Consider the following 14,416-nt stretch of genomic DNA (forward strand, 5'->3'; position numbering starts at 1 on the left):
CGCACTCGCCGCGAATCTGTCCATCGCAAAACTACTGTTGTAACCGCGCACTTCCACTCAGCGTCTCCCCGCTGTCTATCGCCACCTGGTAACGAACGACCGTCGCATTGGCGACGGCTGCCTTTTTTGTTGCGGGCAGGGCGATACGTGTCGTGCCGAAAGGCTCGAGCGTGATCCCCTGCCAACTGATCGATTGAGCCCCGCTGCCCAGTTCCAACTGCGGGATGGACACGTAGTAAGGCGCCCGGCTGGTGGCCAGCAACGCCATCTGCCCGTCCGCTCCGGGTGCCTTGTCGAGGCTCCAGACCACTTGCCCGATTGCCTCGTCCGCCTTGCCGGCAAGGCCCGAAGGGCGGTACAGCAGCTTCATGCGCATGCGATAGGCCAGGCGCAGCACATTGCTGTCGCTGGTCGTCACCGGTGGCACTTCAAGGAAGTTGATCCAGAACACCGACTCGCGATCGCCGGGCAAGGGTTCGCCGGTGTAACGCACCACCAGGGCGCTGCGCTGTTGCGGGTCGAGCCGTGAAATAGGCGGCGACAGTACGAACGGCACCGTCAAACGACTCGGGTCGGCGCGCGTATCCCCCCGATCCAGCCAGGCTTGCAGAAGGATCGGCGCATCGCCGGTGTTGCCGACCCTGAGCGTCAACGCCGGGGTATTGGCCGGGTAGATGAAGCGCGTACCGGTAATGGCCAGCGCCGCCTGGACGTCGGCGCAAAGCGACATCAGCAGCCAGGCCGCCATCAGGCCCTCACAGATTCGCCGAGCCATGGCCGAGGGGCAGCACAAGCCGCCTGCCTGTCGCATCAGCCGTTCCTCGCCTGAGCGGGCGCGCCGGCAGTGTCGGGAGGTAGCGGGCGGCATGGCAGGTCGAATACCTCATAGCCCTTCGCCTCAGCCGCCTTGGCAGCCGCTGCATCGCGTTTGGACAAGCGGTAGTCGATCAGGCATTGCTGCCCAGGCTGATCACCCCATTCGACGCGGATCGAACCCTGGTCCTTTTCGCTGCGCAGCACCAGGCGACTGCCCTGGCCGACCGCGCCCATTTCCACCCCGCTCTCGGCGTCGGTCGCGATCGCGGCAAACGGCAGGAGCGCGCCATTGGGTTGCAGGCTGTTGATCAGGAAAGAGCGCGCCTTGCGGGTCGGGTAAGACAGCATCACCACGGCTCCAGCCACCGGCGCGGTGTTGCGCGAACTGACCTGCAGCTCGACGTCGTCGGGCATGCCTTGCGGGTCGATATCCACGGTGTTGAGCTGGAAAGGCGTCAGGCTGGGCACCACCGCGTAACCGCTGCCATTCACCTGCGCGCCGCTGTAGCCGACACCTGCGCCCTTGGCATGAGGCGCGTAGACCAGGCCGCTGGTCTCGCTCAGGGTCTGGGCAAACGTCAGGCCGCCGGGGTGCAGGATCATGCCGCCGGACGCGCCGATGGAGCCCTGGCGGTAATCGCTGCCCTGGGAAAAACTGGAACTTAAGGCCACCTGGGGCAAGGAATAATTGAGACTGGCGTTGTGGCTGGTTTCCCGTTGCTTGTCATCACGGGAAACGGACACGGCATAGGATGCTTTGCCCGCGTCGTCCACTGTCCCGGAAACGCCGCTGGTCAGATGAGTTCCCGTACTCTGGTCGTGACTGACGAAGTTATTGAGCACCGTTGCGCCCCGAGTCTCACGGCCCAGCGGGATCGTAAGGGTCAAACTCAAGGTCGTATTGCTACTGACTGCCCGACGCCCTGAATACCGGTTCTGTCCCAACGTGCGCTGTACGGCGAAGGAATAGCTATTGCCCCGCCACTGATTGCTGTAACCCGTGGAAAAGCTCAGGGCCTTACCTTGTCTGTTCCAATAATTGAGCGCCGAACCACTGGCATAGAGATGCCCGCCAGTGGCCTTCAACTGCTGACTGATATTCACATCCAGCCGGTCACGCATTCGGGAGAAGGCTTCCACCCGTTCGCCGCTCTCGACGAAGTCCTGCAACGCGACCGCGTCATGCAGTCCCAAATAACCACGGGTCGAGTAGCGATAAGCCAGTAACGAGAAGTTGGTACCGCTATTGGGCAGGTTCTTGCTATAGGACAGACGCAGGCTCGTCCCCTTCAGACGGCCCCTCCTGGGCACGTTGGTTTTGGCCTGGGTCACATCGAAAGCAAATCCCCCCACATCGGTATTGAGCGCACTCCCCATCAGCACCGACATATAACTGCCCGTGACAGCACCGCCGATGTATCCGGTAATGTCGTTATCCAGACCGTGCTGGGCTGTCCCTTGCAGCACATACTGGTTATTGCCACGCAGTCCAGGATCGATGATCTGGCCAGCGGTGAAGCCATATCGGGAGTTTCCAGGACGCAGTAACTGAACAGTCGTGGCAAAGGGCACGATGAAGCTGCTGCTCTTCCCGTTAGCCTCGGTCACGGTGACGCTCAGGTCGCCACCGAAGCTGGCGGCCTGCAGATCGCTGATCTCGAATGGCCCTGGCGCAACCGAGGTTTCGGAAATCAGATAACCGCGCTGATAAACCGACACCTTGGCGTTCGAGCTGGCCGTACCGCGCACCACAGGCGCGTAATAACGATCAGTGTCAGGAAGCATCCGATCGTCACTGGACAACTGCACACCGCGGAACGACACCGAGTCGAACAGATCCGCATCGGTGGCGCTCTCCCCCACCAGCAGCTGCGAGCGCCAGGCCGGCAGTTCGGTCTGGGCATAAACTTGCCCGCGCTGATAATGGCCACCCGTTTGCGGCGACCAGGTCAAGGTGCCGTTATGCCGTAAACGCACCGAGCCGACATTGAGCCCCATGTTCAGCCCGGCATAACCATTGGTCATGGTGCGGCCGCTGTTTTGCACGCTGAACAGGTTAGTGTTGTAGTTGAGCAGCCCCGCGGAAACGCCATGATCCCAGTTCGCCGGATCGACATAGGTTTTCGACAGGTTCTTCTGCAGGAAATATTGCGGGACCGAAAGATCGATCGTCAGCTCCTTGAGATCGATCTTCGTGGTGAGACCCGGAATGTAGCGAGCCAGGTCGGCGCAATAGGCGCCCTCCGGCATGCTTTCTGCGGAAGGTTGCGCCGAAGCCGCCTTGTCCAGATCGATACCGGCGCGAACCAGCAACGAACGCTCATAACAAGGCTGGCCGCCCTGCGGCCCATGAGTGTCGCGAAACTCGATGTTCTGCGTGGCACGCCACTGACCATTTACCAGCAGGTCGATGCGGTAATTGCCCGGAATGAGAAAGCCCTGGCGCTCAAAACGGCTGGTATCGATGGGGGCACCTTCGGTCTGAAACAACATCTGCGAATCGAATACCACGCCCTGCCCTGCGGGCTCGGCAGTGGAGGTTTCAGCCCATGTTTCAGTCGTCATGACAATAGCCGCCGTAGAAACAAGACATAGAAAAAACCGACCTGGACTAAAACCGTACGAAACTAACGCACAAGCAAAAACAACCAGATAACTACGCTGGACGTTCAACATATTCGATACCGGCATGCAGCCAGGTCATAGAAATGACAAAACTGCAGGGTGAGAAAAGTTACAGGGACAACGGTTTTTCAAGTACGCGCCGCCCACCGAAGTCATTAATGACCTCGTAATGGACAGAGGCTTTTCGATAAGCCTGAGGAGCCTGTTCGGGCAATGGAAAAAAATCACTACTGAAAGGCGCGATCATTTCATCTTTAACTGCAATCCGTCGCCCATCCAGGGCAACTTCGACCTTGCCGAAAGAAACGTAATACGCCGTCGGATTGCTTACCTGAATCCCCAGGCGATGCTCAATTTTGCCTTTTCCATCCGGATGACTGGCTTGTTTGAATTGCCAATCGAGCTTGTTCGCCACCAAGTCCACATCCGACTTCAAGTTCTTGGGCCTAAAGAACACTTTGATTCGAGTTCTGAACGTAAATTGCAAGACATTTTCATCGACTTCCTTGCGCGGAGGCGTTTCCAGCACATTGAGCCAGAACAAGGTCTCCCGATCTTCTGCAAGTTTTTCACCCGTATAGGAAACACGCAGCGAAGCCGAACTATCCGGGTCCAGGCGGATCACCGCAGGGGACAGCAAAAATGGAACCTTTATTTCCTCGGGGCCTTTAGTTGAATCGCCATCATCAATCCAACTTTGGGCCAATGAAGCAGAGGCACCGGTATTGTTCATTTTTATAGTAACTTCACGAGCATCCGACGGATAAACCAGCCGAGTGCCCTGGATGACTACCGACGCCTGCACGATTCCAGAACATACGCCCAAGAACATGACGCCGAGAACGAAAGAAGAAAAAATACGCGCTTTCGGCGTCATGAATCACTCCTCGGGCGCTGGCCTTTACTTATACGACAGGGTGTATCGAACGAAGGAGTTACCCGAACCCGCGCCAACGCTAGCGGCGGTCGCGACATAGTTCGCTTTGAACTTCAGGGTTGCCGTGTTGCCTGCAACGGTGGCGACCTGTGGCGTGGCTTCCGACTGACCGAGTGGGACTTTCGTGCCAGCTGCGACATTGTCGTTGTACACCTGGATCTGCACGCCGGTAGCAGGTGCCGCGCCGATCAGCTTGAGGTTTCCGGTCACCGCGTCGACGTTGCCCACCTGGTCAAAATCAACGACGACCTTGGTTCCATTGGAACAATCCGCGCCGGACAGCACCAATTGGAAGCCCTTGAACGGAGAAACATCGCCAATGGCCTTGAAGATCGAAGGAGAGATGCGCCCCAGTTCCACGTTGGTGACGTTGTCTTCACCCGGGGCCTTGCCGTTGATATTGCAAGTCACGTCGGTGATGCTGCCAGAGAAGTTAACCACGCCATCAGTGGCATGAGATAACGAAGGAACAAGTGCGGCAAGCATCAAGCTGGAAGTTGCCAGGGATAGTAAAGATGTTCGTTTCATGTGATTTCCTTGTTCACGTTGATCGGCAAAAGAAGTGCGATTTATTTGATCGCCCTTCCGGTTCAGCCATGACCAAATCACGCCAGCCATAGCAGCCCTAGCCTCTCTCATTCAAAGTCTAAGTCGATTGGTCGACAACAATAGCAAGCTCCCTTGGCAGCCCATGAAGGACGCCCAAAGGAAGCCGTAGCTTACCGATCAACCTTCGAATTTGAATTGAGAGACGGCCGAAGCACCCATCAGAAATATCCTAATAAGCCGTCCATTGATTTCGTCTTTACTTATGAGACAAGACTGTGTACTTCTTCACGCGCTACGTTCAGCTGAACTCTGCCAAGTGCTCGCATCACAGTAGCCTGAGCCAGGTTAATTAACTACTCAATAAAAATGAAAGGAGTCTACCTCGCCGGCCTGCGCAGTGAGCGCCGACAAAAGGCCCAACCTCAATGAGAAGAATTGAATATAGAGAGTAAAAATATAAAACCTACACGCACAATCAATATAGAGAGAGCACACTATGGGATCCATAGTAATAGTCGACGACCACCCTCTGGTCAGAGTCGCATTGAAAGTCATACTTGAACGTAACGGACACCATATCGCCGCCGAGGCAGACAATGGCGTCGACGCCATTCAAGTTGTTCGCACACATAAACCGGACCTTGTGATACTTGACCTCGATCTACCGCAACTGGACGGGTTATCGGTACTCACCCACTTCAAGGCAAATAACTTCCTGGTAAAAACGCTGATATTGACTTCCAGCGACTCAAAGAATTTTGCCGTACGTTGTTTGCATGGAGGCGCAGCAGGTTTCATTTGCAAAGACGAAGCGCTGGATGAGGTCGGAGATGCAGTAAAGGCACTGTTATCGGGGCACACCTATTTTCCTGAAAGTTCTCTGCTCCTGTTGCAGGAAAGCATTCACACCAACCAGATGCAAAGCATTGCCGCTTCCCAACTGACCAACAGGGAAATCACCACATTAAGGTTATTGGCACAGGGTCTTAACAATAGGGAGATTGCAGCGACTCTGCTTATCAGTCATAAAACGGTCAGCACTTACAAAGTCAGACTTTTGAAGAAGTTCAACACCACCAACCTTCTGGCCCTGATTGAAATAGCCAGGCAGAAAGGAATCATATAAGCCTCTTGCGAAACCCAGCAGCGCATGGACATCTGTCCGTTTCAGAATCGGCGTCTTATCGGTTTTGCGACGGGACATCGAGTACTACTCCCTTAGAGCAGCAGAGGAATCAGCGCTCACGAGGCAGTTCTCTCAGATTGATTGGCCCATCATCCTGTATGGCTACAAGACAGATGTCCTTGAGGTTGAGCAACGCCTGCTCGACCAGCTGCACCCTTTCCAACAGCACCGGCCAACTCCCCGCGAGACTGACGTCCCTCAACTGCTGGCAGCTGGAAATCAGCGGCTGGTACTTCAACACACAAGCTGCACCCGCCATCTTGTGGCACAGCCTGGCAATGGCCTGCCGATCGTTTTGTGCGCAGTACGCCCGCAACAGCTCGAGGTCTTTGATCTGGTAGGTCCTTACGTCGTCGATAAGCCGTCGTGCGATTTGTTCATTGTCGCCAGCAAGGTCCATGAGCCTGCCAAGCACCTCTAGCAACGACACGGCGGAGCCGATCCGGATAGCGTGAAACATCTCACCATCCATGCTTATGCCGGTGTTGAAGCCTGCCGTCTCCGGCGTTGCGCCGGCCTGTGCATTCTGCCTATTCATATCCACCTCCTTGCTCACTTGAATATGCCGCGGCCCATTCATTGAATACGGATCAGGCTAGGCAAAACTCCTGGAGGCGAATATCAGACGTTTCTCAAAGCGCTGAACAGGGCGGCCTTATTCAGGGAGGCCCCCTAGACATTGAAGTCCGGACAGTATGAAAAAGCCCGCCAGAAAAATGCTCTGGCGTTTTTTTAACAACTGACACTGTAACTTGCAGGTATCCAGCACTGGTATTAGCCAGCCAGCCCTTGCTGCATAAGGGTTTCAGCTCACTGCGCCGCATCAGCGCCGGATGCCGGCGACCCTTTCGCCAAAAACACATCGACACAATATTGACACCAAAACACCCGCCCGTCGGAATATTGGCACTTCGTACTGTTACTCCCGGTTAACACCTTTACAAGGCCTGACCCCACAACTAAACAACTATCCAACTGATATCAGGAAAGGCCGTATCCCTGAATCGGCACGATCCGGCTTCATCCAGCCATTACTTCAGGAGTCCCTTTCATATGGGTGCTCTCAGGCTATTGCGCACCATGCGCAGCGCAGCTCCAGGCTTGGGCTCATGTTCGCCCGACCGCTCCTGCGATTCGCTTCTCAAGTACGGCGAACTTCTTCACCTGCGCGCCACCTGCGTCCCTCTTCCCGCAGGCCCAGACGGCCGACGATGTCCGGGATCACCTTGCACCGCTCCTTGACACCCTGAGCGGTACACGCACGGGACTTCGTCCTGTCAGCAGGACCTGGCGATTCTAAAAAGCACTCTCGGGAGAAAGACATGGCTACCACCACAACGACCAGCGGCGGCACCGCAACTTCGTTTTCCAATACGCCGCAGGCGCAGGACGACATTTTCACTACCGGCGTCATTGGCACGAGCAGCGCAAGCATCACTGAAGACCTGCTGGGGGTCGTGTATCTGGACGTCATGTCCAATGACCTGGGTGGCAATGCAAAGACACTCTGGTCACTCGATAACGCGACCAGCCTTTCTACTGCCACCAAGGTTTATGCTCCGGCCGATCTCCTGGTCCAGGACACGGGCAGAGTCGAGGCGACGAGTTCCGACACCAGCTTCAATGGTGCAAAAATCTGGATTACGTCCGATGGAAAAGTCGGCTACGACGCCGCGACTTTATCGACTGCTTTCAAGGCGCAACTTCAGGCGCTTGCTGCCGGAGCATCCCTGACAGACAGCTTTACGTATGCGATTCGTCTCGGCAATGGCACGCTCAGCTGGGCCACCGCGCAGGTGCAGTTTGCAGGTGCGAATGACAGCGTAACGATGAGCCTTGGCGCCCAGGCCGGTACCGCAACCGAAGATGCGGCCACGACACCTAGCCCGACCGACTCGCACAGCGCGACGGGCACGATTGCGTTTAACGATGTCGATCTGAGCGACACGCATACCGCCTCTTTCGTGGCGGCGCCAGGCAATGCCACAGCGCTGGGCAACTTCGTCCTCGCTTCGGTGACTGAAGCCGCCAACGCGGCCAACGGCACCGTCAACTGGACTTATACCTTGAATAACGCGGCAGCCCAGTCCCTGGCCCAGGGGCAGACGGCCAGCGAAACTTATGTGGTCACCATCAGTGACGGGCATGGCTCGTCGACAACGCAGAATGTGATCATCACCATCACCGGCACCAACGACCAGGTGCAAATCACCAGCGGCGTGCAGGCCGGAGATGCCAAGGAAGACAGCGGCGACTACGCTGCCAGCGGCAACATCACCTTTACCGACGCCGACCTGATCGACACCCACAGCGTTACCGTCACGCCGGGTGCTTCGGGCTACCTGGGCAGCTTCACTACAGACCCGCTGAACGACAGCACCGGCACGGGCAGCGGCTCGCTGGGCTGGCACTTCGCGGTAGACAACGCCGCCCTGCAGTTCCTGGGTGAAGGCCAGACCCTCACCCAGACCTATAACGTGGCGATCGGCGACGGCGCGGTGCAAACCGTGACCATTACGATCACCGGCACCAACGACCGGCCGACGCTGACGATTGCCGACACTGCCGGCGCCATGAGCGAAGGCAACGCTGCGGCCACACTGAGCGACAGCGGCGCCCTGAGCTTTGCCGACCTGGACAACATCGACGCGGTGACGGTGTCGCACACCGCCAACGGCAACATCGCCTGGAGTGGCGGCACGCTCAACGCGGGCGTGGCTTCGGCGCTGGTGGCCGGCTTCTCGGTCGATCAGAACAGCTGGGACTACAGCAGCAACCAGAACCTCGACTTCCTCGGCGTCGGTGAAACCATCACCTTCTCGTACACGGTCGTCGCCACCGATGACAGCGGCGCGGCTAATGCAACCTCGGCGACGCAGATCGTCAGCATCACCATTACTGGCAGCAACGACGCCCCGGTAATCAGCTTCGCCACCGGCAACGATGCCGGCACCGTGAAGGAAGACACCACCCTCAACGTCAGCGGTCAGTTCAGCTCGACCGATATCGATCACGCTGCCACGGCCACCTGGAGCATTGCCGGGTCAAACACCGGCACCTACGGTTCGATCGCCGTGGACAGCACCGGCCAGTGGACTTACACCCTGGCCAACGGTAGCGATGGCGTTGCCAGTGCTGTGCAGTCTCTGAAGGCCGGCGAAAGTCATGACGAAGTGTTCAGTGTGCAAGTCAGTGATGGCCTCGGCGGCGTCGACACTCAGCAGATGACCGTTACCGTCACCGGCAGCAACGATGCGCCGGTACTCAGCTTCGCCACCGGCAATGATGCCGGAGCCGTGAAGGAAGACACCACCCTCAGCGTCAGCGGCCAGTTCAGCTCGGCCGATATTGACCACGATGCCACCGCTACCTGGACCATCAATGGCTCGCCAAATGGCAGCTACGGTTCGATCGTCGTGGACAGCAGCGGCCAATGGATCTACACCTTGGCCAACGGTAGCGATGGCGTTGCCAGTGCCGTGCAGTCGCTGAAGGCCGGCGAAAGTCATGACGAAGTGTTCAATGTGCAAGTCAGTGATGGCCTGGGCGGCGTGGATACCCAACTGGTAACCATTACCGTCACCGGGAGCAACGACGCGCCGGTGCTCAATTTCGCCAGCGGCAATGATGCCGGTGCCGTGAAGGAAGACACCACCCTCAGCGCCAGTGGTCAGTTCAGCTCGGCCGATATTGACCACGATGCCACCGCCACCTGGACCATCAATGGCTCGCCAACTGGCAGCTACGGTTCGATTGCCGTGGACAGCAGCGGCCAGTGGACCTACACCCTGGCCAACGGCACCGATGGCGTTGCCAGTGCCGTGCAGTCTCTGAAGGCGGGCGAGAGTCATAATGAGGTGTTCAGTGTTCAAGTCAGTGATGGTCTAGGTGGCGTCGACACCCAACAGGTGACCGTTACCGTCACCGGCAGCAATGACGCACCGGTGCTCAATTTCACGCTAGGCAATGATGTCGGCACCGCGCAGGAAGACATCACCCTCAGCGTCAGCGGTCAGTTCAGCTCGACCGACATCGACCACGATGCCACGGCCACCTGGAGCATCGTCGGAACAAATACCGGCAGCTATGGCTCGATCGCCGTGGACAACAGCGGCCAGTGGACCTACACCCTGGCCAACGGCACCGATGGTGTTGCCAGTGCCGTGCAATCGCTGAAGGCCGGAGAAAGTCATGACGAAGTGTTCAGCGTGCAGGTCAGCGATGGCCTCGGCGGCGTGGATACCCAACTGGTGACTGTCACTGTCACCGGTACCAATGACGCTGCCGTGCTTTCCTCGGCCAGCGTCACGCTGAGCGAAACCAATGCTCCGCTGAGCACCGGCGGCAGCCTGACCGTCAGCGATATCGACAGCCCGGAAAGCTTCCAGGCGCAAATCGACACTGCCGGCAACTACGGCCAATTCTCCATCGGCACCGGCGGTGCCTGGACCTACATCGCCGACTCCGCCCACAACGAGTTCGCCGCAGGTACCACCTACACCGACACCTTCGCGGTGAGCAGTGCCGATGGCACCCTGACTTCGGTCACGGTGCATATCCTCGGCACCAACGATGCCGCCGTGCTGTCCGCCGACATCGCCAATCTCACCGAGACCAATGCCGCCACTGACATTTCCACCGCCGGCACCCTGACCATCAGCGACGTCGACAGCGCCGCGACCTTCGTCGCCCAGACCAACACCGTCGGCAGCTACGGCCAATTCTCCATCGGCACCGGCGGTGCCTGGACCTACGCCGCCGACTCCGCCCACAACGAGTTCGCCGCCGGCACCACCTACACCGACACCTTCGCGGTAAGCAGTGCCGACGGCACCCTGACTTCGGTCACGGTACATATCCTCGGCACCAACAATGCCGCCGTGCTGTCCGCCGGCATCGCCAACCTCACCGAGACCAATGCCGCCGTCGACATCTCCACCGCCGGTACCCTGACCATCAGCGACGTCGACAGCGCCGCGACCTTCGTCGCGCAAACCAACACCGCCGGCAACTATGGCCAATTCTCCATCGGCACCGGCGGTGCCTGGACCTACGTCGCCGATACCGCCCACAACGAGTTCGCCGTCGGCACCACCTACACCGACACCTTCGCGGTAAGCAGTGCCGACGGCACCCTGACTTCGGTCACGGTACATATCCTCGGCACCAACGATGCTGCCGTGCTGTCCGCCGGCATTGCCAATCTCACCGAGACCAATGCCGCCACTGACATTTCCACCGCCGGCACCCTGACCATCAGCGACGTCGACAGCGCCGCGACCTTCGTCGCGCAAACCAACACCGCCGGCAACTATGGCCAATTCTCCATCGGCACCGGCGGTGCCTGGACCTACGTCGCCGACTCCGTCCACAACGAGTTCGCCGCCGGCATCACCTACACCGACACCTTCGCGGTGAGCAGTGCCGATGGCACCCTCACTTCAGTCACGGTGCATATCGCCGGCAGCAATGATTTGCCGACTATCACCTCCAACGGCGGTGGTACGACGGCTTCGATCAACGTCGCGGAGAACACCGCAGCGGTCACGACAGTGGCGGCAACCGATGTTGATCTACCCGCACAAACACTGAGCTACAGCATCGTCGGCGGAGCGGATGCCGCGAAGTTCTCGATCGTTTCAGGCACAGGTGCGCTGAGCTTTATTTCCGCACCCAACTTTGAAGCGCCGGCGGATTCGGGAACGAACAATGTCTATGACGTGATTGTGCGGGCGTCAGACGGCACGCTGTTTGACGACCAGGCGATCGCCGTAACCGTGACGGGCGTCAACGACAACAGCCCGGTGATCACCTCCAACGGCGGTGGTACGACGGCTTCGGTCAACGTGGCGGAGAACACCACGGCCGTCACCACGGTGGTGGCGACCGATGCCGATCTACCAGCGCAGACGCTGAGCTACTCGATCCTGAATACGGCCGGGACGGACTTCGGCAAATTCTCGATCAGTTCGAGCGGAGTGCTGACGTTCAATTCGGCGCCCGATTACGAGAATCCCCAGGATATCGGTGGTACCGACGGCGACAATGCCTACGTCGTGGACGTTCAGGTGGCCGACGGCAATGGCGGAACCGATACGCAGACCATTACGGTGAATGTACAGAACGTCGTCGAGACGCCTGTCGATAGCGTGGCGCCAACGGTGACAGTGACAGGGACGGCCTTAGGCAGTTCGATCGGCTCGACGTCGACGGTCACATTCCAGTTCAGTGAGACAGTGAGCGGTTTCAACCTCTCGGATGTCTCGGTGACTACGACGAGCGGAGCGCCCCGCGGAACCTTCAGTAACTTTACCCAGGTCGATGGCGATACCTACACCGCGACGCTGACCAGAACGCTGGGCGGTAGCATAAAAGTCGACGTTGCCGCGAACAGCTACACCGACCTGGCGGGTAATCCCGGGGCTGCCGGGAGCAGTGCAAACCTTCCGGCAGGCGTTGCCGGCGAACCCATCAATCTGGCCCTCGACACTCCACTAGCCGAGATTAACGGCCCCGTAACGGTGGCCATCAGTGGCATTCCTTCGGGGTGGGTGTTCAATGCTGGAACCGACAACGGCGACGGCACCTGGACCGTGCAGACCAACGATCCCGGCGCCTTGACCGTGACAACCCCAAGCGACTTCGCAGGTGCGTTGGTACTTGATGTCAACATGTACTGGAGCAACAGTGACGGCAGCACCGCAAGCGCCTACGTGTTCAACAACGTCGAAGTCTATGCCCCAAGCTCGCCGATCTTTGCCTTGTCCGCTGATGACAACCTGACCGGTTCGTCCGGTGCCGACACGTTCGTCTTCGCCCAGCCAATCGGTAACAACCAGATCTACAATTTCGACGTCATGGCGGACAAGATCGACTTGATCGGCTTCACAGGCGTCACCACCTTCGCTGACTTGAGCATCAGCAACGACGTAAACGGCAATGCCCTGGTCAGCATCGGCTCCGGCCAGACGGTCACCTTGAGAGGTGTCGATGCAGCGGACCTGAGCGAAGCGAACTTCCAGTTCGATAGGGACCCGCTTACCAGCAATACCGGCACCCTCACCATTGCCGACGGCGCGATCATGCCGTTCGGTGGCAGCCTCGATAATAGCGGCACCATCGAACTCGGCTCCGCTGGCAACGAGACCCGTCTTGAGATTCTGTTCCGTGGCGCGACCTTGACCGGTGGCGGCCAGGTGCTGCTATCCGACAACGCGCAAAACGTGATTTTCGGCGGTAGCGCCGACACCGTGCTGACCAACGTCGACAACCGCATTTCCGGCGCCGGCCAGTTGGGCGCCGGGCAAATGATACTGGCCAATGCGGGGCTGATCCTCGCCAGCGGCTTGAACAGCCTGGTGCTCGACACCGGCAGCCACACCATCACCAACAGCGGTGTGCTGGAGTCCACAGGCACAGGCGGCATGACGGTGGCGAGCACGGTCGAAAACACCGGCCATCTGTGGGCCAACGGTGGTGACCTGTACCTGCTGGCCGACGTGACCGGCAATGGCAGCGCGACCATCGACGGCGATGCCAGCCTGACCTTCGCCGGCGCCGCACACACCTCCGTCGCCTTTCACGGCGAAGGTGCGGGCTCGCTGGTGATCGCCCAGGCTGAAGCAGCGGGCTCGCTGGTCGGTATCCTTGGCCTCGAGAGCGATGACTTGCTGACGTTCGGCGATCTCGCTTTTGGCGCCAACACCCAGCTCAGCTACACCGCCAACGCCTCTGGCGCCGGTGGCCTGCTGACGGTGGACAATGGAGCACATCGAGCCGAGGTGAACCTGCTGGGGCACTACTCGGCGGAAGACTTCCAGGTCACCGACGGCGGCGAAGCCGGCACCCAAGTCAGTTACCACGGCGAATCCAGCGGCACACTGGTGGGCAGCATGCTCGCGGATACGCTCAGTGGCGGCGATGGCAACGACATCATCGTGGGTCGTGGCGGCGAGGACACGCTCAGCGGCGGTGCGGGAGCCGACGTGTTCGCCTACCTCAACGCGAATGAAGGCGGCGACCATATCCTCGACTACAACTTTGCCGAAGGTGACACCCTCGACCTCTCCACGCTGCTCAACGCCAACTTCGTCAGTGGCACCAGCCAGGTAGCCGACTTTGTCCAACTGGCGCAGTCCGGCAGCGACATCACGGTGCAGGTGGATCCCGATGGCGCCAACAATGGCAAGCAATTCGTCGATGTGGCGGTGCTTGACCACGCTGGCACGCCCAGCCCCGACCTGGTACGCACCTGGTTCGGAGAGGCCGACCATACGCTGACCGCGTGATTCATTGGGCTGGAG

Annotated in this window: 7 protein-coding genes; 2 read left to right on the plus strand and 5 right to left on the minus strand. The window is 59.0% G+C overall.

The annotated features are described in order from the left end of the window. Positions 1 to 31 precede the first annotated feature (31 nt). The 4 genes from J4E58_RS06445 to J4E58_RS06460 all read right to left on the minus strand — a co-directional run bounded on the left by J4E58_RS06445 (position 32) and on the right by J4E58_RS06460 (position 4,906). The gene (locus J4E58_RS06445; protein ID WP_087089070.1) at positions 32 to 811 is read right to left on the minus strand and encodes a molecular chaperone; all 780 of its coding nucleotides are present in this window, start codon (positions 809 to 811) and stop codon (positions 32 to 34) included. Beyond that, the gene (locus J4E58_RS06450; protein ID WP_087089072.1) at positions 811 to 3,381 is read right to left on the minus strand and encodes a fimbria/pilus outer membrane usher protein; all 2,571 of its coding nucleotides are present in this window, start codon (positions 3,379 to 3,381) and stop codon (positions 811 to 813) included. Before J4E58_RS06450 ends, J4E58_RS06445 begins: the two co-directional genes overlap by 1 nt. A 169-nt stretch (positions 3,382 to 3,550) precedes the next feature. Next, positions 3,551 to 4,318, minus strand: coding sequence for a molecular chaperone (locus J4E58_RS06455; protein WP_087089074.1), 768 nt, complete (start codon positions 4,316 to 4,318; stop codon positions 3,551 to 3,553). A gap of 24 nt (positions 4,319 to 4,342) precedes the next feature. After that, a complete protein-coding gene (locus tag J4E58_RS06460; RefSeq protein WP_087089076.1) occupies positions 4,343 to 4,906 on the minus strand; it encodes a fimbrial protein in 564 nt (187 codons plus the stop codon). A 517-nt stretch (positions 4,907 to 5,423) separates the two neighbouring features. Here J4E58_RS06460 and J4E58_RS06465 point away from each other — a divergent pair. Beyond that, positions 5,424 to 6,053 (plus strand): response regulator transcription factor, encoded by a 630-nt coding sequence (locus J4E58_RS06465; protein WP_023968165.1) that lies wholly within the window; start codon positions 5,424 to 5,426, stop codon positions 6,051 to 6,053. A 109-nt stretch (positions 6,054 to 6,162) separates the two neighbouring features. Here J4E58_RS06465 and J4E58_RS06470 read toward each other — a convergent pair whose 3' ends face one another. After that, the gene (locus tag J4E58_RS06470) at positions 6,163 to 6,651 is read right to left on the minus strand and encodes an Hpt domain-containing protein (RefSeq protein WP_087089078.1); all 489 of its coding nucleotides are present in this window, start codon (positions 6,649 to 6,651) and stop codon (positions 6,163 to 6,165) included. A 784-nt stretch (positions 6,652 to 7,435) separates the two neighbouring features. On the opposite strand from J4E58_RS06470, the gene J4E58_RS06475 reads away from it, so the two are divergent. Beyond that, entirely contained in the window at positions 7,436 to 14,401 is a 6,966-nt protein-coding gene (locus J4E58_RS06475) for a VCBS domain-containing protein (protein WP_087089080.1), read from the plus strand. The last annotated feature ends 15 nt before the right edge of the window (positions 14,402 to 14,416 follow it).

This window comes from Pseudomonas sp. FW305-25, from assembly GCF_017351415.1.
In the GTDB taxonomy this organism is placed as follows: Bacteria; Pseudomonadota; Gammaproteobacteria; order Pseudomonadales; family Pseudomonadaceae; genus Aquipseudomonas; species Aquipseudomonas chlororaphis.